Annotated in this window: 14 protein-coding genes; 6 read left to right on the top strand and 8 right to left on the bottom strand. The window is 67.8% G+C overall.

Annotation, left to right across the window (positions count from 1 at the left end; genetic code table 11):
* Together D7V88_RS15225 and D7V88_RS15220 are read right to left on the bottom strand one after the other, a co-directional pair.
* Positions 1–489: a hypothetical protein gene (locus tag D7V88_RS15225; RefSeq protein WP_120541364.1), complete on the bottom strand. Its 489-nt coding sequence runs from the start codon at positions 487–489 to the stop codon at positions 1–3.
* 96 nt (positions 490–585) lie between these two features.
* On the bottom strand, positions 586–1,215 hold the full coding sequence (locus tag D7V88_RS15220) for a hypothetical protein (RefSeq protein WP_147448748.1): 630 nt from the start codon (positions 1,213–1,215) through the stop codon (positions 586–588).
* A gap of 68 nt (positions 1,216–1,283) precedes the next feature.
* On the opposite strand from D7V88_RS15220, the gene D7V88_RS45490 reads away from it, so the two are divergent.
* Positions 1,284–1,610, top strand: coding sequence for a DDE-type integrase/transposase/recombinase (locus D7V88_RS45490; protein WP_120541362.1), 327 nt, complete (start codon positions 1,284–1,286; stop codon positions 1,608–1,610).
* Positions 1,611–1,956: 346 nt separating this feature from the next.
* Here D7V88_RS45490 and D7V88_RS15210 read toward each other — a convergent pair whose 3' ends face one another.
* Positions 1,957–4,287 carry a GGDEF domain-containing protein gene (locus D7V88_RS15210; protein WP_120541374.1) on the bottom strand — a complete coding sequence of 777 codons (2,331 nt, stop codon included), beginning with the start codon at positions 4,285–4,287 and terminating at the stop codon, positions 1,957–1,959.
* A 209-nt stretch (positions 4,288–4,496) separates the two neighbouring features.
* Between D7V88_RS15210 and D7V88_RS15205 the strand changes: the two genes are divergently transcribed.
* Positions 4,497–4,838 carry a helix-turn-helix domain-containing protein gene (locus tag D7V88_RS15205; protein ID WP_120541361.1) on the top strand — a complete coding sequence of 114 codons (342 nt, stop codon included), beginning with the start codon at positions 4,497–4,499 and terminating at the stop codon, positions 4,836–4,838.
* Positions 4,839–5,068: 230 nt separating this feature from the next.
* On the opposite strand, the gene D7V88_RS15200 is transcribed toward D7V88_RS15205, so the two are convergent.
* Complete coding sequence (locus tag D7V88_RS15200) at positions 5,069–6,667, bottom strand: ABC-F family ATP-binding cassette domain-containing protein (protein ID WP_120541360.1); 1,599 nt, start codon at positions 6,665–6,667, stop codon at positions 5,069–5,071.
* 291 nt (positions 6,668–6,958) lie between these two features.
* Between D7V88_RS15200 and tgt the strand changes: the two genes are divergently transcribed.
* The 3 genes from tgt to D7V88_RS15185 all read left to right on the top strand — a co-directional run bounded on the left by tgt (position 6,959) and on the right by D7V88_RS15185 (position 10,323).
* Positions 6,959–8,128 (top strand): tRNA guanosine(34) transglycosylase Tgt, encoded by a 1,170-nt coding sequence (gene tgt, locus D7V88_RS15195; RefSeq protein WP_120541359.1) that lies wholly within the window; start codon positions 6,959–6,961, stop codon positions 8,126–8,128.
* A 148-nt stretch (positions 8,129–8,276) separates the two neighbouring features.
* Positions 8,277–9,458: an excinuclease ABC subunit UvrC gene (locus D7V88_RS45150; RefSeq protein WP_120541358.1), complete on the top strand. Its 1,182-nt coding sequence runs from the start codon at positions 8,277–8,279 to the stop codon at positions 9,456–9,458.
* A 91-nt stretch (positions 9,459–9,549) separates the two neighbouring features.
* Positions 9,550–10,323: an HAD family hydrolase gene (locus tag D7V88_RS15185; protein WP_120541373.1), complete on the top strand. Its 774-nt coding sequence runs from the start codon at positions 9,550–9,552 to the stop codon at positions 10,321–10,323.
* Between the two features lie 126 nt (positions 10,324–10,449).
* Here the strand turns inward: D7V88_RS15185 and D7V88_RS15180 are convergent, their stop codons facing one another.
* Both D7V88_RS15180 and D7V88_RS15175 read right to left on the bottom strand, forming a co-directional pair.
* Complete coding sequence (locus D7V88_RS15180) at positions 10,450–12,312, bottom strand: OmpA family protein (RefSeq protein WP_120541357.1); 1,863 nt, start codon at positions 12,310–12,312, stop codon at positions 10,450–10,452.
* 48 nt (positions 12,313–12,360) lie between these two features.
* On the bottom strand, positions 12,361–15,663 hold the full coding sequence (locus D7V88_RS15175; RefSeq protein WP_120541356.1) for an HYR domain-containing protein: 3,303 nt from the start codon (positions 15,661–15,663) through the stop codon (positions 12,361–12,363).
* A 372-nt stretch (positions 15,664–16,035) separates the two neighbouring features.
* Here D7V88_RS15175 and D7V88_RS15170 point away from each other — a divergent pair, with 372 nt between their 5' ends.
* Entirely contained in the window at positions 16,036–17,793 is a 1,758-nt protein-coding gene (locus tag D7V88_RS15170; protein ID WP_244238164.1) for a prolyl oligopeptidase family serine peptidase, read from the top strand.
* 31 nt (positions 17,794–17,824) lie between these two features.
* Here D7V88_RS15170 and D7V88_RS15165 read toward each other — a convergent pair whose 3' ends face one another.
* The gene (locus tag D7V88_RS15165; RefSeq protein ID WP_120541354.1) at positions 17,825–18,925 is read right to left on the bottom strand and encodes an NAD(P)/FAD-dependent oxidoreductase; all 1,101 of its coding nucleotides are present in this window, start codon (positions 18,923–18,925) and stop codon (positions 17,825–17,827) included.
* A gap of 7 nt (positions 18,926–18,932) precedes the next feature.
* A partial coding sequence (locus D7V88_RS43020; RefSeq protein WP_208726299.1) for a LodA/GoxA family CTQ-dependent oxidase occupies positions 18,933–20,860 on the bottom strand: 1,928 nt, incomplete at its 5' end.

Raw genomic sequence — 20,860 nt, 5'->3', positions numbered from 1 at the left:
TCAGGGCAGGGGCGTGGTGACGTAGTCCTTCCCGTCCGAATGGCAGCCATGACAGGTGTCGTGGGCGCGGCCGTAGTAGTTGTTGTCGTAGTTCGGGCCGAAGCCTTCGTAGAAGATCCAGGTGTCCTTGCCGGCGCCGTCGGAGATCTTCACGTCCAGCGCGTGGCCCCGGAGGGTCTTCCCGTCCTTCTCGTACATCTCCTTGACGAGGATGCTGCCCACGGGGTGTGTGGCATTGCCGTCGCGCAGCGAACCCACGACGAGGTCGTTGAAGAAGACGCGGACCTTGCTGCCGTGGGGGGCGCGCGTTTCGTGGACGGTGGGCTCCGCGAGCCAGGACTTGTAGTGGCCGGAGCGCACGAAGTCGGTGATGCCCTGTTCGGAGGTGTCGAGTTCCTGGACGACGCCCAGGCCCTCGTCCACCGACGACGAGGGACCACAGGCGCTGGCGAGCAGCAGGAGGGGGAGGAGCAGGGAGCGCGGGTGCATTCCTGCGTTACGCCGGTGCCACTGGGACGGTTACTCAGTCTGCGAAGGGCTGCCAACGCCCCTCATACCCCGCCAACGCGGATGCCCACCGGGGCGCTATTCGGCGGAATAGGTATGGGAGAGGTCGATCTCCAACGCGAGCACTGCCTCTGGAAGGGCGAGCTCGATCCGGCCGAAGTGCAGGTCCTCGGGAGTGACCTGGTAGTTGAAGCTGCCCATGGAGTCGTCGAAGGCGAAATCGTCGACGTCGAAGATCGAAATCTCGAGGGGGAACTTGAGGAGGTTGGAGGTGATGACCTCGCAGCCGCCGGTGTTCCATCGGGGGCGCAGGCTCTCATCCTCGGGAGTGCGAAATACGCCGGATGCGGACGGGCAGCGCATTTCCACGACGACGTCGGGCGGCGAGCCATCGAAATCCCAATCCTCATCCTCCGTGGAGTAGGGGTCGTACGGGAGGATGGTGGCCCGGGCGGGCTGCACCCGCGTTCGCATCACACCCACGATGCACGCACGCTGGCCCAGGTGGCAGACGCTGCCGGTGGCACAGCCGAGACAGGCGCCGCCACCCTTGGGGCCACAGGACTCATCGCTGGCGTACCGCACGCACTCGTTCTCCTCGGAGCAGCACCCGTCCCGGCAGTTGTCCGGGGTGCACTCCGAGGGACCGCAGGCGGGGAGGAGCAGTGCGCAGGCCAGGGCGATGAGGAGGGAGGCGGGTCTTTTCATGTGGGCAGCGGTGAAACCTAGCAGACCCGGGGGAAGGGGCTTCAAGCCACGCCCCGCCAGGGCCGCACGTGCGCCGCATCATGGGCTGGCGCGTCCACGAAGAAGAGTTGTTCGCGCTTTCCGCAGCCCTCATCCGCGAAAGCAGGCAGGCCGCCGGTAGCCTAGAGAGCTTGGTGCTGTATTCGGACAACGGCGGCCTCATGAAGGGCGCCACGATGCTGGCCACGCTGCAATGGATGGGGGTGGCCCCCTCCTTCAGCTGGCCCCGCGCTTCGGACGACAATGCCTTCTCCGAAACCCTCTTCCGCACGCTGAAGTACCGCCCCTGCTTCCCCCAGCGCCACTTCGCCTCGGCTCAGGACGCGCAAGCGTGGATGACGCGTTTGGGCGCCTAGTACAACACCGAGCACCGGCACTCCGCCATCCGCTTCGTCACGCCCGACGACAGGCACTTCGGACGCGAAGCCGCGCTGCTCGCCCAGTGCCACTAGGTGTACCAGCGCGCTCGCGCCCGTCACCCCGAGCGCTGGAGCCGCGACACGCGCGACTGGACGCCCGCAGACCCTGTGCGCCTCAATCCCTCTCCGGAAGCGCAGGAACTCATGCGCCTCGGCTGAAACTTCTCACGCGACCACACCTTGACGCTCACCGTCGGTCGAGCTTGTGCAGTTGCGCGGGCCTTATGCCTCATCAATATCGGAATATCGGGCTTCCGCGTCCAATTCATCTGGCCGAGTAGTGTTAGCTATTGACTGCACCTCCGGCTAGATCTTTCAGTGCTGCTTCAACCTCCTGAAAAAATGATTGCGTCAATAAGTGCAATCCAACCTTTGTCAGCAGTGCCTTTTCGAGGTAGCGAGTCAGTGTGTTGGCATCTATGAATTTGGGATTCTGCTTGCGCTTTTCATATATGGATAGGGAGTATGGAATTGAGTAGAACTCAAAGCGCCGGCCTTCTTGCGGCAACGAACCCTCGGGTGCTTCGAGAACCTTGGTGACTTCCGGAGCCAGGACAAAAGCGTCATATGCGCGAGTTCGATCACCATAAAAAAACTCTGCGATCGCCCTGTTCGCCCAGTACATGCCCGGCTTGGGGTCGATTGTAACTGCGTTTTGTGATGCGCTAAGAGCTAGTTCGGGAATTGGCGGGGCGACTTCTAGTGCGCAGACTGTTGCTTGATTCTCAAGTCTGGCGTCCTGGATGCCCAGTTCTTTGAGCTTATGATAGTCTGCGATCCCTTTCAGGCGAAGGTCGGCGTTTCGGGCAGTCTGCATGACTTTCCATGTTTCTTGAGGCAGGAAGAATGCTAGCTTTTCTTTTTCGCGTATGTCTGATGAAACGGCGTAACGGGCAAACTCCAGCGCATGCTTGGCCGGGAGTTGAGGCGGCTGTGAGCCTCCAGTCGCGGTGAATGCGCCTGCGCCAAAGGAAGCTGGTCCATGACTGGGGCTTGTCGCCTGTTCCAGAGCCTTTTCTATCAATGCGCGCACCGTGGGTTCTGACGCGGTGCCAGTGAAAACAATCGCAAATTGCGTCGATTGGATCTGAGAAATGGCAGACAGGATTGGGAATGCCTGCCGAATTGAGTCATACAGTCGCGCGAGTGCTGCGTTGATAAACACGCTGCCTCGCGACTCGCTGAGCGATTCTGCGTTCTCAAGTGCAAATACAATAACAGAGAAGGCGGATTTTGACTTGGAGAGTTCTTCGATGGTTGAAGAGAGTCGCTCTATTGAGCTGAGGTCCGTTGCAGGAATTGGATTGATAGGGGAGGATGGCAACAGGTGCGTAATGGAGCCAAGCGGAATCGCCTCCAGTACTGATCCGGGAGGGAATGCTTTGATGCCGCGTGCCTCGGCAACTGAGCAAAAAGACATTTCCTGTTGAGTGTCAAATGCGATGATTCTTCCTGAGTGCATCTTCGGGTATGTGCCAATGCGCTTTTTGGTGCGACCATCGCTAAAGACAAATGGAGTGAGTCCGGAGAAGTCAGGATGGTACACCAGGAATTCCTGCCCAGCGCGCACTTTGACTTGTTTGCCAATGTCGATGGCTACAATTCCGGTGTCTTGGTGGTGTTCCAGGATGCGTCCGCCGCTCTGAAGTATTCCGGAGAACCAGCGCACCGTGTTTCTTCCGGAGGTCTTGGCTCGATAGAGGGCGGCGTCCGCCTCGTTCTTTAGCTGCTCTACGAACTGAACCCCCGACTTGCCCTTCGGTAGAACACCAGAAGACACACCGATGCTGACGGTGACTTTGCGCTCACTTGGATGCGGGAAGGACAGTCCTGACGTTGCTCCGCCATATGTGCTTTGCCACTCCGCTTCAGTGGGTAGTGGTGTTTCTGCAGTTATTCGCCTGAGAGATTCAGAAAGAGTTTCTACCTCGCTGTTGATTGTTGTTCCTGAGATAATGACAAAGAACTCTTCGCCGCCCGCCCTTGCGACGCTGATGCGTGTTCCTGGGCTTAACTTTGATTCGGACTTTTGTGATTCATTGAGGATTCGTTGTGCAAAGCACTTCAGTACAATGTCGCCATACAGGTGGCCGAAGGTGTCGTTAATTTGCTTGAAGTGGTCAATGTCGAGAGCGAGCACCCAGATGGACTCGCTGGGTTCGCCCATGTTTGTTGTTATAGTCTTGCTGGAGGAGGGGGCGGGTAGTAGGCTTTTGACCTCTGCCTCCAGGCCGGCTCTGCTTAGTAATCCAGTCGTGGTGTCATATAGCGCTCTGTACTCGTTCTCGGAATGCCGTAGGCATCTGTCAATTCGCTGGGCGAAGTAGGTGCGCGTCGCCGCTTTTGGTGCGGTTGGAAATTCAACCGAGATAACTGCGTCAAAAAACGTAATTGGGAAGAATGTCACAGGGCTACTAGTGGCTCTCCAGTGGCTTCCGCATTTCAGGGCCTCCGAAATGCCAGCCAATGCGGTGGTGTCAGCCTGATTTCCAGTTCCTTCCTCCGTCCAGGCAGTCCCGACTGATCGGTATGCAGAAAAGCGCAAAGGGGGGTCTTCGCCTTGAAGTTCGTTTTTCAATTCATTTAGAAATAACTGAAGTCGCTTGGAGTGCATTTGGTTCTTTCGTTGTGTTGGTTTGGTGGGTAAAGGGTGGGGTAGGGTTAATGAGAAGTCAAGCGTGTCGCAATGGGCGGCGCGCCGGGTAGTGAGGACGCCCTGGAGCTGGGGAAAGCTGAGTTGGGAGGCCGGCGGCGGCGCTACTCGGCGGAGGAGAAGCTGCGGATGCTCTCCGAGGCGGAGGCGCCCGGTGGCAGCGTGTCGCTGTGGCGCGCAAGTACGGCGTCAACTCCAGCCAAGTGTTCCGCTGGAGGCAGCTGAAGGAGGCCGGCAGCGTGTCGGGGCTGAAGGCTGGCGAGGCCGTGGTGCCTGAGGCCGAGATGCGGCAGCTCAAGGCGCAGGTGCGCGAGTTGCAGCGGCTGTTGGGCAAGAAGACGCAGGAGGTGGACGTCCTGCGGGACGCGATGGCGCTGGCGTGCGAAAAAACTTCACTCATCCGCGCGCGCCCCTCCGCACACCGCTCCGGCGGTGCTCGGTGGGGAGCGAGGATGCATGGGATGACCGGCCAGGTAGGTATTCAGCCCACCCACTGGCCACGTTTCTTCTGACGGCCTCCGCCCTGAACGGACCGCCTCCGCCTCTTCTCCGGCGGGCGATCCACTTGGCCGACCCAGCTACGAACTGCTTGGCCGACCCGGCTACGAACTGCTTGGCCGACCCGACTGCGATCCATTACCCCGGCCCGTTACATGGGGTATGGACACCGCATGAAAATCGCCGCCTCGCTTCCGGGCACTCCGGAGGCGGGCGGCGATGGGGACTTCCGCTTGCGCGTGGCCTACCGGCGCTTCATCGCCGCGTCCGCGTGCTTCTCGCGGAACTCGGCGTAGGGGCCGTTGAAGTCGAGCACTTCCTTGCCCGCCTCCAGGCTCCAGATGCGCGTGGCGACCTCGGAGATGAGCTCCTGGTCGTGCGTGACGACGATGACCGTGCCCTCGAACTTCTGGAGGCCTTCGGCCAGCGCCGCGATGGACTCTAGGTCCAGGTGGTTCGTCGGCTCGTCCAGGATGAGCACGTTGTCCTGCGTGATCATCAGCTTCGACAGGAGCACGCGCACCGTCTCACCACCGGAGAGCGTGTCCGTGTTCTTCATCCGCTCTTCACCGGAGAAGAGCATCCGGCCCAGCACGCCGGAGATCTCCTCGTTCGTCAGCTTCTCGCTGATCTCCCGCAGGTAGCCGAAGCAGGTCGTGCCCTTGTAGATGACGCCGTGGTGGTCCTGCGGCAGGTAGCCCACCGACGCCTGGTGGCCCCAGGTGATGGTGCCCGCGTCCGGCTCCGTCTTTCCGGCCAGCATCTTCACCAGCGTGGACTTGCCCACGGCGTTGCGGCCGATGACGCAGATTCGCTCGCCCTTGCAGACCAGCCCGGTGAACGGCTTGATGACCTGCACGCCGTCGTAGGACTTCTTCAGGCCCTCGAACATCAGCGTCTGCCGGCCGCTGACCACCTTTTGATCAAACCGGATGAAGGGCCGCGCGATGTTCGAGCGCTTCAGGTCCTCCGTCTTCAGCTTGTCGATCTGCTTGATGCGGCTCTGCACCTGCGAAGCGCGCGTGCCGGCGTGGAAGCGCGCGACGAAGTCCTGCAACTGGAGGATCTTCTTCTTCTTCTCCTCCGTCTCCGACTCCACCCGGGTCCGAAGTTGCGACTTCTGCCGGACCATGTCGTCGTAACCACCCGTGTACTGGATGATGGTCTCGTAATCGATGTCCGCGATGTGCGTGCAGATGGAGTTCAGGAAGTGCCGGTCGTGGCTGATGGTAATCAGCACGCCCTCGTACTGGTGGAGGAAGGTCTCCAGCCAGCGGATGGAATCGATGTCCAGGTTGTTCGTGGGCTCGTCGAGCAGCAGCCCGTCCGGCTTGCCGAACAGCGCCTGCGCGAGCAACACACGCAGCTTCAGGCCGCCCGTCAACTGGCGCATCGGCTCTTCGTGGAAGGCCTCGTCGATGCCAAGGCCCGCCAGCAGCGTGGCCGCGTCGCTCTCCGCCGAGTAGCCGTCCTCTTCCGCGATGACGCCTTCCAGCTCACCCAGCCGGTTGCCGTCCTCCTCGGTGATGTCGGACTTGGCGAGCAGCTTGTTCTTCTCATCCATCGCCGCCCACAGGTGGCGGTTGCCCATCAGCACCACGTCCAGGACGCGGTCGTTCTCGTAGCGGAAGTGGTCCTGGCGCAGGATGCCCAGCTTGCGCGGGCGGATGATGTCGCCCATGTCCTGCTCCTCGTCACCGGCGAGGATCTTCATGAAGGTGGACTTGCCGGCCCCGTTCGGACCGGTCAGGCCGTAGCGCCGGCCTGGCGAGAAGGCGACGTTGACCTCCTCGAAAAGTTTTTTGGGCCCATAGGCCTTGGAGACGTTGATGACGTTGAACATGGCGGCGGCTTGTATCGGAAATGGCGCGTCCACCAAAGACGCGCGGTGAATCGGGGCCCGGCGGCGTACCGGAGGACCCAATGTAACCGCCGACACGCCCCGGAAATGCCGGCTTCCGACCCCGTTTCCAGCCCCCTCGGCCCCGGTGACGGCCCCCAGCCTCCCGGTCCAGGTAGGGAAACCGGCGCCTTCCTCTGAGGGGACGGCGGGGGACGGCCTCCTGGAGACCGGGCGGGCGTCCCCAGGAAGCGGGTGCCTCCTGGCGGGCGCCACGGGTATAAGGCCCCGACAATGGCCGTCCGCTTCGAACTCCTGAACACCGACCCCACTGGCGCCCGTACGGGCATCCTGCACACCCGCAAGGGGTCCTTCCCCACGCCGATGTTCATGCCGGTGGCGACCCACGCGGGCTTCCGCCACCTCGGGATGGAGGAGGTGAAGGAGACGGGCGCGAAGATCCTGCTCGCCAACACCTACCACCTGATGCTCCGCCCCGGCGCGGAGGTGTTCGAGCGCTTTGGCGGCATCCACCCGTTCATGGGGTGGGACGGCGCCGTGCTGACGGACTCGGGCGGGTTTCAAATCTTCTCCCTGCCGGAGGATCGGCTCATCACGGAGAAGGGCGCGCAGTTCCGCAGCTTCTACGACAACAGCCGGCAGCTCCTGAGCCCCGAGTCCAGCATCGCCATGCAGCAGGCGATCAACTCGGAGATCATGATGGTGCTCGACGTGTGCATCGACTCGCGCACCGACGAGGCCGGCACGCGTGAGGCCATGGAGCGCACCCACCGCTGGGCGGTGCGCAGTCTGGCCGCGAAGGAGAAGCGCTCCACGGGCCAGGCGCTGTTCGGCATCGTCCAGGGCGGCGTGCACCCGGCCCTGCGCGACGCGAGCGCGGAGTTCCTCACGAAGCTGCCCTTCGACGGGTTCGCCATCGGCGGGCTGGCGGTGGGGGAGACGAAGGTGGAGCGCGACACGATGACCGAGCGCGCCACCGCGTCCCTGCCGCAGGACAAGCCGCGCTACCTGATGGGCGTGGGCACCCCCACGGACCTCCTGGAGGCGGTGCTGCGCGGCGTGGACATGTTCGACTGCATCATCCCCACCAAGATGGCGCAGCAAGGGTACGCGTACACGTTCCAGGGCCTCGTTCGCATCACGCGCACGGCGTACCGGCTGGAAGATGGGCCGTTGGATCCGGAGTGCGACTGCTACGTGTGCAAGCGCTACACGCGCGGCTACCTCCAGCACCTGATGCGCGGCAAGCACCACCTGGGCTCGCGCTTCCTGTCGGTGCACAACGTGCGGCACTACCAGAAGCTGATGGAGCGCATCCGTGAGGGCATCCTGCGCAATGGCTATGCGCAGACGTACCGCGAGCTGAAGTCCGCCGTGGCCACGCCCAAGGACCTGAAGGACGAGGCCGCCGCCACCGCCGTCACCCTGAAGGACGTGGGCTAGAAACCCGGCGGGTTCGCGGGCGCGTGGTTCGTCGCCCGCCCACCGGCCGGGATGTCTTGCGTGGGGCCGGGATGCACGGTGCGGTGGGACCTGACGGGTTAGCCTGCGGGACCCCGGGCGCTGAAGCTGGCCCGGCTCCCTCCGTCGCATGGACCCCCGCGTCGCAAACCTCCTGAGCCACGTTCGCGCGCAGGCCGAGAACCGGCCCGGCGTGTACCGCATGTCCGGTCCCTCGGGCGAGCTGCTCTACGTGGGCAAGTCCGTGCGGGTGCGCACGCGGCTGTTGTCGTACTTCCGCGCGGACGAGGGCGAGAAGGCGGCGGAGATCATCGCGCAGGCGCACCGCGTGGAATGGGAATACACGTCCAGCGAGTTCGCGGCGCTGTTGCATGAGTTCCGGCTCATCAAGAGCCACCGGCCGCTCTACAACGTGGAGCACAAGAAGGACCGTGCGCACTGCTTCCTGCAACTCACTCGGGAGGCCGTGCCCCGGCTGCGCGTCGTGGGCCAGCCGGGCGGCAGCGGGAGCGCGGAGTACTTCGGGCCCTTCCACGGCCGGCACACCATGGCGGACGTGGTGCGCGCCGTGAACGACCTGCTGGAGCTGCGCGACTGTCCCTCCGACACGCCGATGCGGCTGGCGGATCAGTTCCAGCTCTTCCCGATGAAGGACGACCCCCGGTGCATGCGGGGGCAGACGGCGCGGTGTCTCTCTCCGTGCGCGGGTGGGTGCACGCAGGCGGAGTACCTGGAGCGCGTCTCTCTGGCGCGGGCGTTCCTGAACGGTGAGTCGGACCGGCCGCTGGTCATCCTGCGCGAGCGCATGGCGATGGCGGCGCGGCGACTCCAGTTCGAATACGCGGCGGAGTTGCGTGACCGCGCCGAGCGGCTGGAGAACGTGCGGGCGTGGATCGTCGAGCTGGGCCGGACGTTGCGGCGCCTGTCGTTGGTCTACACGGTGCGGGGACAGCTCGGGGGCGAGGACCGGACCTACGTGCTGCGCCGGGGACGGATCCGCGCGGAGCTGCCGACGCCCCAGACGCCTGAGGAACAGGCGGCGCTGGAGTCGCGGGTGCGGGACATCTTCGCGCTGCCGGAGCCGGAGGCGATTGGCCTTCGGGCGCAGGAGGCGCAGGAGGTGATGCTCATCGCGAAGTGGTTCCGCCTGCATCCCGAGGAACTGGAGGGCACGGTGCCTGCTTCGGCGCGCACCGGCACCGGCGAGGCCTCCGAAGAGGTCGCGGAGGCTCGGGTCGAACTGGCCCGGACGCTGGAGCGCACCGTGGAGGGGCCGGTTGGGGTGGAGGAGGGCGAACCCCGTTCCCCGTGAGGAGACGCAGGGGCCGGTGTTGAACAACCGGCGTTCGATGCGCCGATGGACCGGATGACACCGGACCGGGGGGCCGGCGAGGATGACGGACATGAGGATGGAACCGGTCGAGGAAACGCTGGAGCGCATCCGTCGCGAGGTCGCGCGGACGCCGGACGGCGTGCTGGCCTTCGATGGGGACGGCACGCTGTGGAGCGGAGACGTGGGGGACGACCTGTTCCTCGCCCTGCTGGAGCACGGCGGCGTGCGGCCCGAGGCCCGGGGGGCGCTGGAGCGGCTGGGGGCCCGGCATGGCGTGGAGTCGCATCCGGACGCGGTGACGCTGGCGCGCGGCCTGTTCAAGGCCTTCGAGGCCGGACGGCTGCCGGAGAAGGACACCTACGAGATGATGGCGTGGGTGTTCGCCGGCTGGCACGTGGAGGAGGTGCGCGGCTTCGCCCGCGAGGTGGTGGAGCGGCGGGGCGTGGCCGGACGCATCCACCCTGAAGCCCGCCGGGTGGTGGAGTGGGCCCGGAGCCAGGGTGTGGACTGCTACGTCGTCAGCGCGTCTCCGCGCGCGGTGGTGGAGGCCGCGGTGCGCGAGGTGGGCCTGACGGCGGAGTTCGTGCTGGCGTGCACGCCGCAGGAGGAGAACGGACGGCTACAGACGTCCGTCTTCGAGCCCGTGCCCTACGGCCCCGGCAAGGTGAACTGCCTGCGGCAGGCCACGGACCGGCCGCTCTACGCCGCCTTCGGGGACAACGTGTTCGATCTGGATCTGCTCGCGGCCGCGCGCGTCCCGGTGGCCATCCGGCCGAAGGCCCGGCTTCGCGACCGCGCTGCGGAGCTGCCCGCGTTGGTGCAGTTGCAGCCGGAAGAAGCCTGATTCCCGCTCGGGCGGTGGCGCCCCCGGCGTGGGTGTGATTGCCGCCGGAAGACGCTGGTTGCTCCCGCGCGCCGCTTCGCGGACCCGACCTTCAAGGTCCACGAAGCGGCGTCATCGGTTCCTGCGTTACGGAGTGCCGGCGCCCGTCACGGTGACGAACTCCACGCGGCGGTTGGCGCTCTTGCCCTCCGGCGTGTCGTTGGTCTGCAGCGGGCGATCCGGTCCGAAGCCCTTCGCTTCCAGGCGCGAGCCCGCGACGCCCTTCTGGATGAGGTACGTGCGCACCCGATCCGCGCGCTGCTGGCTCAGCGTGCGATTGAGCTCATCCGGGCCGCTGTTGTCGGTGTGGCCCTCGATGCGAAGCGTGAGCTTCGGATTCGCCTTGAGGTAGTCCGCGATCTCGTTCAGCTCTCGCTGATCCTCTTCCTGGAACTCCGCCAGGCCCGACGGGAACCGGATGTGGTGCTCCAGCGGCGACTTCGTCGGCTTCTCCTCGGCCGGGCAGCCGTTGTTGGCCGCGGTGCCGGCCTCCTTCGGGCACGCATCCTCACCGTCCGGGATGCCGTCCTTGTCCGTGTCCGTCACGGGGCAACCACGATTGGCCGCGGTGCCGGCCTCCTTCGGGCACGCATCCTCACCGTCCGGGACGCCATCCTTGTCCGTGTCCGTCACCGGGCAGCCGTTGTTGGCCGCGGTGCCAGCCTCGTTCGGGCACTTGTCCTCGTCATCCGGGACGCCGTCCTTGTCCGAGTCGGACGCAGGGCAGCCGTTGTTGGCCGCGGTGCCAGCCTCGTTCGGGCACTTGTCCTCGTCATCCGGGACGCCGTCCTTGTCCGAGTCGGACGCAGGGCAGCCGTTGTTGGCCGCGGTGCCGGCCTCGTTCGGGCACTTGTCCTCGCGATCCACCACGCCGTCGTTGTCCGAATCGGTGTCCGGGCAACCGTTGTTGGCTTCGACCCCCGGCTCCAGCGGGCACTTGTCCTGGCCGTTGGGCACCGAGTCCTTGTCGTCATCCAGGTTCGGGCACTCGGCCGGGGTGTGGCTGCGACCGGAGCTGCACTTGTCCTCACGCGGCGGCTGGTGCGCGTACGCGATGCCCGCCGCGAACCGGAGCGACGGCGTGCCCGGGATGTCCGTGAAGCCGTGGCCTCCCATGGCGAACGCCTCGAAGCCGGAGCCGCCCAACGGCAACCGCACGCCGCCCAGCAGCTCCAGCGCGAAGTCCGACTCCACCAGGGACTCGGCGGCCTGCAGCGCGACCTCGGCCCGCAGGCCCGTTCCGCGCGTCGCCACCACCAGGCCCTGCTCCAACTCGGTGCCGACATCGCGACCGGGCTCGACCTCACGCGAGCGGATCCGCACGCCCGCGTTGGCACCCAGGACCACGGGACCCACTTCGCGGCTCACCGCCACGCGGGGGGCAATCTGGAACCCCGCCCAGCCCTGCTGCCGGCCGAACGCGTCCGCGGTGCCACCCGGAATCCCGAGGTCCAGGCCCAGGCCGAGGAACACCGGGTCTCCGTCCTCGCGACGCAAGAGCGCGTACCGGGCACCCAGCTCCGGCGTCCCCAGGCCGAAGGACTTCGGCTCCGACACGCCGACCAGCGACTCCGCGCCATGTCCTGCCTGGTGGATGATCACCGGCAGCTTCGCGGACAGCTCCAGGTTCTCGATGGGCGACCACGCGCCCGCGAGCCAGCCGGAGGTTCGGTAGTGGATGATGGAGCGCTCCAGCCCGTCGCTGCCCTTCAAGAGCAGGATGCCGCGCTCGTGGTGGGCCATGAGGAGCAGGCGGTAGCCGCCCTCGGGGAGCACGTTGCCGGTGTCCACCAGCATCGAGTCCGTGGCCCCAGGCGTGAAGCGCAGGCGCTCCAGGTCCAACGGGACGAGGGGACTGGTGGTCTGGCCGAAGGCGGCGGGGGCGACGGCGGTGGCCAGCAGCGCGGCCAGCGCCCATCTCTGAGCCTGTGTACGCAAGGAGAGGTCCATTCGAGAAAGGAGGGTGCGTGCGAGACGTTCAGGTCCGGTGCGCATGATTCAGTGCACCCCGCTGACGGTGCGGCGGCGACGCAGACCGCTCCAGGACGCGAGCCCCGCGAGGAGCGCCAGCGCGGGGAGCGCGCCGTCGCCGGTGCTCTGGCAGCCACCGCCAGCGATCTCCACCACGGTCGCCTGGACCCGGATCTGGAACGTGCACTGAGAGGAATTGCCGGCCGCGTCCGTGGCGGTGACGGTGACCTGCGTGTCACCCGCGCGGAAGGCACTGCCCGAAGCGGGCGACGACGTGATGGACGGCGGGGACGACACCGCGTCCGTGGCCGTGGGCTCGAACGACACCGCCGCTCCGGACGCACTGTCGGAGGTCACCGTCACATTCGAGGGGCAGGTGACGACGGGCGCGGTGGTGTCCTCCACCGTGACGCGGAACGAGCACGCGGTCTGGGTGCTGGGAATGGTCGCGGTGACAACCGTGGTGCCCAGGGGGAAGCGGTTGCCCGACGCGAGCGAGTAGTCCACCGGGGTGCCGACCTGGCTGGGGACGGCGGGCGGATACATCACGATGGCGCCGTCCGCTCCCGTCGCTTCGGTCACGACATCGCTGGGGCAGGCGAGGGTCGGGCCGGCCGTGTCCGTGATGTTGATGGTGACGATGGCGACGTTGCTGGTCTGGGCGCAGTTGCTGGCCTGGAAGCCGAAGCTGTCCGAGCCCACGTAGCCCGGCGTCGGCGTGAAGGTGAGGTTGGGCGGCGTGCCGCTCAGTGTGCCGTGCTGGGGCTGCGCGGTCACGGTCCAGGTCTCGACCGGGGAGTTCGCGGTGAGGGTGACGAGCACGGGCGTGTCCTTCGCCGTGGTGACGCCCTGATCCAGCGCGGTGGGCGCCTGGTTCGCGAGCACCTGCACCATGCGTCCACCGGGGATGGCGTTGGCGAGGACGGAGAGCGCGTAGGTGCCCGGCGGAACATTGGCGGGGACGCTCACCGTCGCGCGGGTGGAGGACGTGTTGCTGCTGGGGAGCGTCCAGAGACGTCCACCCTCCGCGGCCGTCAGTCGCACGAGCGGGAAGTCGGTGGGGGAGTCGCCGATGTTGCCGCCGCTCGCGCCGGAGATGCCCCGGAACAGGAGCCCCTCGAGTTCGGTCGCGCAGGTGGCCACCAGGGAGTCCGGACGGGTCACCACCGGCTTCCATGCTGGCTGGGCACCGGTGCCTTCGAACAGCTCGGCGTTGGGGTTGCCCGTACCGCCCGCCACGAGCACCTCGCCCGAGGCGAGCGAGATGGACACGAGTCCGCCCCTCACGGCCGGCGCGTTGGCGGTGCTCCAGGTGCCGAGCGTCGGATCAAAGAGTTCCGCCGAGTCAGCGAGCGCGCCCGCGAGGGTCACACCGCCCGAGACCAGCACCTTGCCGGAGGGCATCAGCGAGGCGGTGTGGTGCCAGCGCGCCTGCGCGAGCGTCCCCGCCGGGGACCACGTGTTCGTGCCAGGGTCGTAGCGCTCCGCGGACGCGAGCTCCACGGCGCCCGCGATGCCCGCCGTCGCGAGGACCTGACCGGAGGGCAGCAGCGTCAGCGTCAGCTCCTCCCGGGCCTGCGCGAGTGACGCGGCGGGGGCCCAGGTGTTGGACGCGGGGTCGTACAACTCCGCCGTGGCGAGCGCGGCGCCACCGGTGCCATGGCCACCCACGACGAGCACCCTGCCATTGGGGAGCAGCGCGGCGGCGTGGCCCGCGCGGGCGACGGCGATGGGGGGCGTCACGGTCCAGGTGTCGGTGGCGGGCGCGTACACCTCCGCGGTGCCGAGCACCGTCGCATCGCGCTGACCGCCGACCACGAGCACCCGTCCGTCGGGAAGGAGCGTGGCGGTGTGGAGATGGCGCGGCGTGGAGAGCGAAGCCGCCGCGGTCCAGGTGTTGGCCGTGGGATCGTAGCGCTCGGTGGAGGCTCCCGAGACGGCGGCATCGCGGCCGCCCACGACGAGCACCTGACCGGAGGCCAGCAGGGTCGCGGTGGCGCGTTCGCGAGGCGTGGAGAGGGCCGTCGCGGGGCTCCACGCGTTGGTCGTCCGGTCATACAGCTCCGCCGCGGCCGAAGAGCCCGCAGTGGCGAGGCCTCCCGCGACGAGCACCCTGCCCGTGGGCAGGAGCACGGCCAGCGAATCGGACCGGGGCGTGCCCATGGCGCCAGCCGGGGACCAACGGTTGACGGCGGGGTCGTACAGCTCCGTCTCCGCGATGCCGAGGCCGACCAACGCGTCCTGTCCGCCCGCGATCAGCACCTTGCCGGAGGGCAGCAGCGTCGCGGTGTGGTTCTCGCGCCCGATGACCATCGCGGGCGCGGAGGTCCACAGGCCGGTCGCGGGGTCGTAGATTTCCGGGACGGTCCGCGCCGCGTCGAATCCGACGGAGCCGCCCGTGACGAGGACCCTGCCATCGGGCAGCAGCGTGGCCTCGTGGTTCGCGCGCGGGAGCGCGAGGCTCGCGGTGGCGGTCCAGGTGTTGGCCACCGGATCATAGACTTCAGATTCGGCGAGCGCGCCGGCGGTGCCGAAGCCTCCCGTCAGCAGCACGCGGCCATCCGGCAGCAACGTGCTGGTGGCGTAGTGCCGGGGAACCAGGGGCGCCGCGGCGGGCGCCCACGTGCCGACCGCAGGGTCGTAGAGGTCCGCGCCAGGCACCTCACCGCTGGAGGTGAAGCCGCTCACCGCGAGCACCCGACCGTCTTTCAGCAGCGTCGTGGCGTGCGCGTTGCGGGCCGCGGACATCGCTCCGGTGGAGAGGAACGTGTTGGTCGTGGGGTCGTAAAGTTCAGCCGAGCTGAGCGGGATGTTGCCAGGGCCCGTACCGCCCGCGACGAGCACCCGTCCCGAGTTCAGCAGGGTGAGGGTGGCGAGCGTGCGGGGCTGGGCCAGGTTGCCCGTCGCGGACCAGGTTCCCGACGCAGGGTCGTAGCGGCGTCCCTCAACCTCTCCGCCCGTCAGGATGAACGCCTGCCCATTGGGAAGCAGCAGGCCCTGGGTGACGTTGCCGCTGATTCCGGGGGCGCCCGTGGCGCGCCAGGTGCCGGTGGCCGGATTGAAGAGCTCCGCCGCGTTCAAGAAGGCGGTGCCGTCATCCCCGTTGGCGACCAGGAGCTCCCCGGTGGGCAGCAGCACGGCGGCGTGTCGGAAGCGCCCAGCGCCCATGGAGGCGGTGGCGGCCCAACCCGGGGGGGAGGCGAGACCGGCATTCGTTGCACCGGGGGAAGCCCCCTCGCCCGTGGGGTGCTCCTTCGTGCCGCAGGCCAGAAGACTCAAGCCCGCCACGAACACCAGGACCCTGCTCCAGACAGCGTGCTGTGACCGCATCGACGACACTCCGATCCGCGAGGCCGGAACGAACGCGACAGCGTCCGCCCACCGTGAACGACCTGGGAGCGCCTTACCAGTGGGGTGGGTACACGGGCAACGCGTGAGAAAAATCCTTCGGATCCATGGGTTGCCCCAGGTGGACCTACACGGCGGGGCGTCAGGGATCGAAGCCCGTCATCTTGATGACCTCTGACTGTCACGACTTCCACCCGGTATGGGAATGGCAGCGCTTGCGCTCTCGGCGAGGCGATGACAGCCCGCTCCGAAACTTCCTGACTTGTCACGGGTTACAGCGAAGACGCGAATTTTCCTGGAGGCAACGACATGGTCCGCAGGAGCAGGCCGAAGGTTTCTTGTTGGAGTGGCGGCGTGGGAGTGCTGTTGGGGTTCGCCGGCTGTGGCTGGGGCGGCGTTTCCGGGCCAGGGGAGGGACCTCCACCGGACCTTTCGGTCTCCTCCGTGGGGGAGTTGGCGGCGGCCTGTCTGACGGGACTGCCGGTCGGGCCGCTGGTGCCGGATGGGACGACCGCTCCCACGTGCGCGGATGCGACCGCGGCGCCCCTGGCGCTGACCTATGCCAGCGGCTCCGGGCACGCGCTGAACCTGTTCCGTCCAAGCACGGGGAGCGGCCCGTTCCCCACGGTCGTCTGGATCCATGGCGGGGGCTGGCGCGGGGGTTCGTTGCTGGACGTGAACCAGGCCCGGCGGCTGGTGTGCCGGGGCTACGCGGTGGCCTCCATTGACTATCGGCTGAGCGACGCGGCGGTGTTCCCGGCGCAGCTCCATGACGTGAAGGCGGCGGTGCGCTTCCTGCGCGCCAATGCGTCCAGCTACAACCTGGACTCCGCGCGCTTCGCGGCCTTTGGAAGCTCCGCCGGGGGGCACCTCGCCGCGCTGGCGGGAACGAGCCAGGGCGTCGCCGGACTGGAGGACCCGTCCCAGGGCAACGGGGGCGTCTCCAGCGCGGTGCAGGCCGTGGTGGACTGGTATGGCCCCACCGACTTCGCGCAGATGGACGCGCAGCTCCTGGCGCGAGGGTGTGGCCCGGGTTCAGCCCAGCACAGCCAGCCGGACTCGCCAGAGAGCCAGTTGGTGGGCTGCACCGTGGGAGACGAAAGCTGCCAGGACGCGGTGCGCCGGGCCAGTCCCATCACCCATGCGGGCGCGGGAGATCCGCCGATGCTCCTGCTGCACGGGGACGCGGACTGCACCGTTCCTCGCGAGCAGAGCCTGGCGCTGGCGTCCGCCCTGACGTCAGCGGGGCGCTGCGTGCTGCGCCGCGACGTCGTCGGCGCGGGCCATGGTGGACCCGAGTGGGTCAGCACGCCGGTGCAGGACACCGTCGCGAACTTCCTGGACGCGGTGCTGAAGCCCGCGGTCGTTCCTTCCGCGCCCCAGGCGGTCTGCTCGAGGTTCCTGGTCTCCGGCAATCCGGCTTCGACCACCGGGGCGACCTGGACGTACGACTCCGTGGATGAGGGCGTGCACTACGTGCTGAAGGGCGTCCTGTTCAAGCCGGCGACGGGGACGGGACCCTTCCCGGCGGTGGTCATCAGCCACGGCAAGGGCGGCACGGCGCGCGGCTACTCGGCCAACGTGGCCAGGACGATGGTGGGCTGGGGGCTGGTGGCCCTGGGCACCACGTACACGCATGCCGCGGACGCCGAGGGCACGCTGCCGGCCGGGGAAGAGGGGGCCTCGGAGGAGAACGTGCTGCGGGCGCACAAGGCGCGCGACCTGCTGTCCTGTGTGGGCAGCGTGGACTTCAACCGGGTGGCTGCGCATGGCCACAGCATGGGGGCCTTCGTCACGGGCCAGCTCCTGGGGACGCATCCGGCGGACTTCCGCGCCGCTTCGCACACGGCGGGAGGCGTGAGCTCCGGCCCCCATTCCACGCGGCCGGACGCGGCCGGATCCATCACCACGCCCTACCAGCTCCACCACGGTGACGCCGACACGGTGGTGCCCCTCGCGCAAGACCAGACGCTGAACGCCATCCTGGCCGCGAGCGTGACGCCCCACGAGCTCCACGTCTACGCGGGCTTCACGCACACCCAGATTCCCTTCGACGCCACCATGCTCTCACGCGTGAGGACCTGGTACCGCCAGCACGGCGTCCTTCCCTGAGGTCCAGGGGCGCGGTGGCGGAGGTGCGAACTCAGGGCGCCGGGCGGTATGCGCGGCGACGCCAGAATTCCTGCTCGGGCCAGCGGCACTCCAACGCATACCAGGCCGCAAGATTGCGCCGGTACGCTGCGTCGATGTCACGCAGGGTTCCGGCGTAGTCGCGCGTCGCGGTCGGGTCGCCGCGGAGTGCCCGGTCCGTGGCCTCCGCCGCGGCGAGGCCGGTGAACAGGGCATTGAACAGGCCCTGGGAGGAGAGGGGGTCGAAGCTCAGCGCCGCATCCCCGACCGCGAGCCAGCCCTCGCCCACCGGGGACGCCAGCACCGAACCGTGGGCGGTGATGACTCCGGGCGCGACCGTGGCATCGAAGCGGGTGTCCGAAAGCTGCTCGCCCAGGGTGGGGGAGCGCGCCGCGTGGCCCAGCAGGCCGGACGCGGTGCGCAGGGCCTCCGCAGCGGGAAGGTCCGCATCCGTGTGCCAGGCCAGCACCCGGCGGCCGCCCGGAAGGGGCGCGGTGTACCACCAGCCGTCGGGCGCGGACTCCGTGTAGGTCATTGCGCCCCCGGTGCTTCCCTCCGTCCTCGCACCGTGAAGCCAGCCACAGATCAACCGGTCCCGGGCCTGTCGATTGGCGCCGAAGGGCTTGAGCAGTCCCGACGTCCGACCGCCGGCATCGATGATCCACCGCGTGGCCACGTCCAGCACCCGGCCGCCGTGCTCCAATCGCAGACACCAGCCGTCCCCCGCGCGCTCCAGTCCCACGGGAGAAGCGGGCGTGAGCAACGCCGCGCCCCGTGCGACGGCCGTGCGTCGCAAGCGCTCCTCGAACCGGCGACGGTCCAGGTGCCAGCCCGGTCCATCCAGGTTGGCGAGCGCGTCCTGCTCCGTGGGTGTCTGTGTTCCCCAGCGGCTGCGGGAGACGTGACAGGGGCTGTGACCGTCCGCGAGGAAGTCCGTCCACAGCCCCATGTCGCTCAAGAGGCGCCGGGCGGCCGGGGCCAGGGACTCACCGATGCGGTCGGTGGGTTCGGGCCTCCGGTCCACCAGCAACACCCGCTGGAAGGGCGCGAGGTTCAGCGCGGCGGTGGCACCGGCGGGACCGGCGCCCACGATGACGACGTCGGCGGGCAGCATCCGTGGCTCAGCGCCGCAGGCCGCCCGGGAAGCGGCGCACCTTCTCGATGCCGCTCACGTCCACGTTCTCCGCGGAGGCCGCCTCGCCGTGACGCACCCCCACCGCGCTCCCTGTCGCTGTCCCGAGCAGCTTCTTGCGGTCGTCGGTGGGGATGACGTCCGGGATGGGCTTGTGCTGGTCCTCCACTTCGATGACCGCCGGGAAGGCGTCGGTGTCCGTGGGGCCCTTCCTCGCCTCGACGACGCCCAGGTGGTCGAAGTGCCGGACCATGTTGTTGATCTGGTCGGTGTAGCTCGTCGCCCCCAGCGGGTTGATCCAGGCGGCACGGTTGGCGAAGGCGGCGCGGCGCTCGGCCAGCGGCTTGTTCGCGTCCATGACGATCTTGTAGTTCTGCTCCGTCAGGACCTCGTTGGGGACCCGCGCCGGCCAGAAGGAAGGGACGTAGGGGTCGTAGGTCTTGTCGTAGCCGGAGCGGCAACTGGCCGTGTCCGTCTGCCAGGGCACCGCCATCCACCGCGTGATGCCCCCGGGCGGCTGGCCATACAGCGGCCCGTTGGGGATGGTGACGCTGTCCGACGTGAGCACCTCGCCCAGGCTCGGCTCCTTCCATCCAGGCCGCTGGTGCGCCAGCCGGAAGGGCTGCATGTACATGGAGGCCTGACGCATGGGCCAGGTCATCTCGCAGCCGGGATGGAACGCGTCCGCCAGACAGAACTCCATCGCCGCGCGGGTGAGCATGTCGCCCTGTTGCTCCAGCGGCACGTCGGCGAGTCTGGCCGGTGGCTTGCGGTTCGGATCATGGTCGGCCACGAACTCGCCCCTCGACCATTGCTGGAGCATGGCCAGTTGGGTGTCCGTCAGCGCCGCGTACTGCCGGGGTGTCTGCGCGGGCGGGATGTTCATGGCGTCGCCGTACAGCCAGGGCCACGGCGTGGGCGACCAGGAGTCCCTCGCGAAGTCGCGGAACTGGTTGGCCACCACGTGCCGGTACTCGCGCTCCGCCGGGCCGGGATCCCCCAGGCGCGCGAGCACCTTCGGATCCGTGAAGTCGAACATCCCCTTCCAGCCGAAGCCCGCGGCGAAGCCCGCGTTGACCCATTGCAGACCGGCCAGACGCTGGAAGACGGGCAGGATGTCGTGGGTGAAGGACGGCCGGGCCGGCGCGGCCAGGGTCCCCGCGCGGATGGCCACGTCGCGCATCAGGTCCCACATCGTGCGGACCGACTTGCGCTGGGGCCCATAGTTGGGGGGCGCCACGACGACCCAGGCGGGGACGACCTCCAGCGGCTTGCCGTCCAAAACCACCTCGGCGGTCACCGGGCCGTCCGACACGTCGTCGTACCAGCCCTCGTTGTTCGCGAAGGTGATGGCATACCTGCCGTCGTACGAGCCGGCGACGCCGTGACCGCCCAGCACCACCAGCCGCCCGCTCTCGTCGGTGCGGATGTCCCCCAGGTGGACCTGCATGTTCATGAAGGTGCCGTCAAAGCGCTTGGGCCGGGCATTCACACCCTGCACGGACTGCGCGGCGGGGGTGATGGCCAGCCGCGAGCGGTCCGCCACGGACGCGTTGCGCAGCGTGGAGGGCGGGGCGGCTGAAGCCTCGGGGATGTCGAGCGCCAACTGGAAGCCGTACCAGGCGGCCTTGGTGTTCGCCAGTTGCACGGACCAGCGCACCTTCGCGCCGGACTTCGGCACCGACAGCTCCCGGAGGAGGCGCCCCTCCGCGTTGACGCCGTAGACGCGGAAGCGCGCCGCCTGCCGCTTCAGCCGCCCCTGCGCATCCCGGTAGAAACCCTTGTCCTCGGCGGGAGGCTCCGTCACCTCGGGGCCGATGAAGTACCCCTCCGGGCTGTTGCCGACGCGAGCGACACCGATGGGCGGGTAGATGACCGCCTTCACGATGGTGTCGTCCAGCGTCGGGGGCCGGACGG

Source organism: Corallococcus terminator (genome assembly GCF_003611635.1).
GTDB lineage: Bacteria > Myxococcota > Myxococcia > Myxococcales > Myxococcaceae > Corallococcus > Corallococcus terminator.
This window is presented reverse-complemented; position numbering and strand designations above follow the sequence as displayed.

Coding starts and splice junctions, on each gene's coding strand:
- D7V88_RS15210 (WP_120541374.1), bottom strand. CDS start 4,287: ATGCACTCCAAGCGACTTCAGTTATTTCTAAATGAATTGAAAAACGAA.
- D7V88_RS45150 (WP_120541358.1), top strand. CDS start 8,277: ATGGACCCCCGCGTCGCAAACCTCCTGAGCCACGTTCGCGCGCAGGCC.
- D7V88_RS15180 (WP_120541357.1), bottom strand. CDS start 12,312: ATGGACCTCTCCTTGCGTACACAGGCTCAGAGATGGGCGCTGGCCGCG.
- tgt (WP_120541359.1), top strand. CDS start 6,959: ATGGCCGTCCGCTTCGAACTCCTGAACACCGACCCCACTGGCGCCCGT.
- D7V88_RS15165 (WP_120541354.1), bottom strand. CDS start 18,925: ATGCTGCCCGCCGACGTCGTCATCGTGGGCGCCGGTCCCGCCGGTGCC.
- D7V88_RS15200 (WP_120541360.1), bottom strand. CDS start 6,667: ATGTTCAACGTCATCAACGTCTCCAAGGCCTATGGGCCCAAAAAACTT.
- D7V88_RS15185 (WP_120541373.1), top strand. CDS start 9,550: ATGAGGATGGAACCGGTCGAGGAAACGCTGGAGCGCATCCGTCGCGAG.
- D7V88_RS15175 (WP_120541356.1), bottom strand. CDS start 15,663: ATGCGGTCACAGCACGCTGTCTGGAGCAGGGTCCTGGTGTTCGTGGCG.
- D7V88_RS15225 (WP_120541364.1), bottom strand. CDS start 489: ATGCACCCGCGCTCCCTGCTCCTCCCCCTCCTGCTGCTCGCCAGCGCC.
- D7V88_RS15220 (WP_147448748.1), bottom strand. CDS start 1,215: ATGAAAAGACCCGCCTCCCTCCTCATCGCCCTGGCCTGCGCACTGCTC.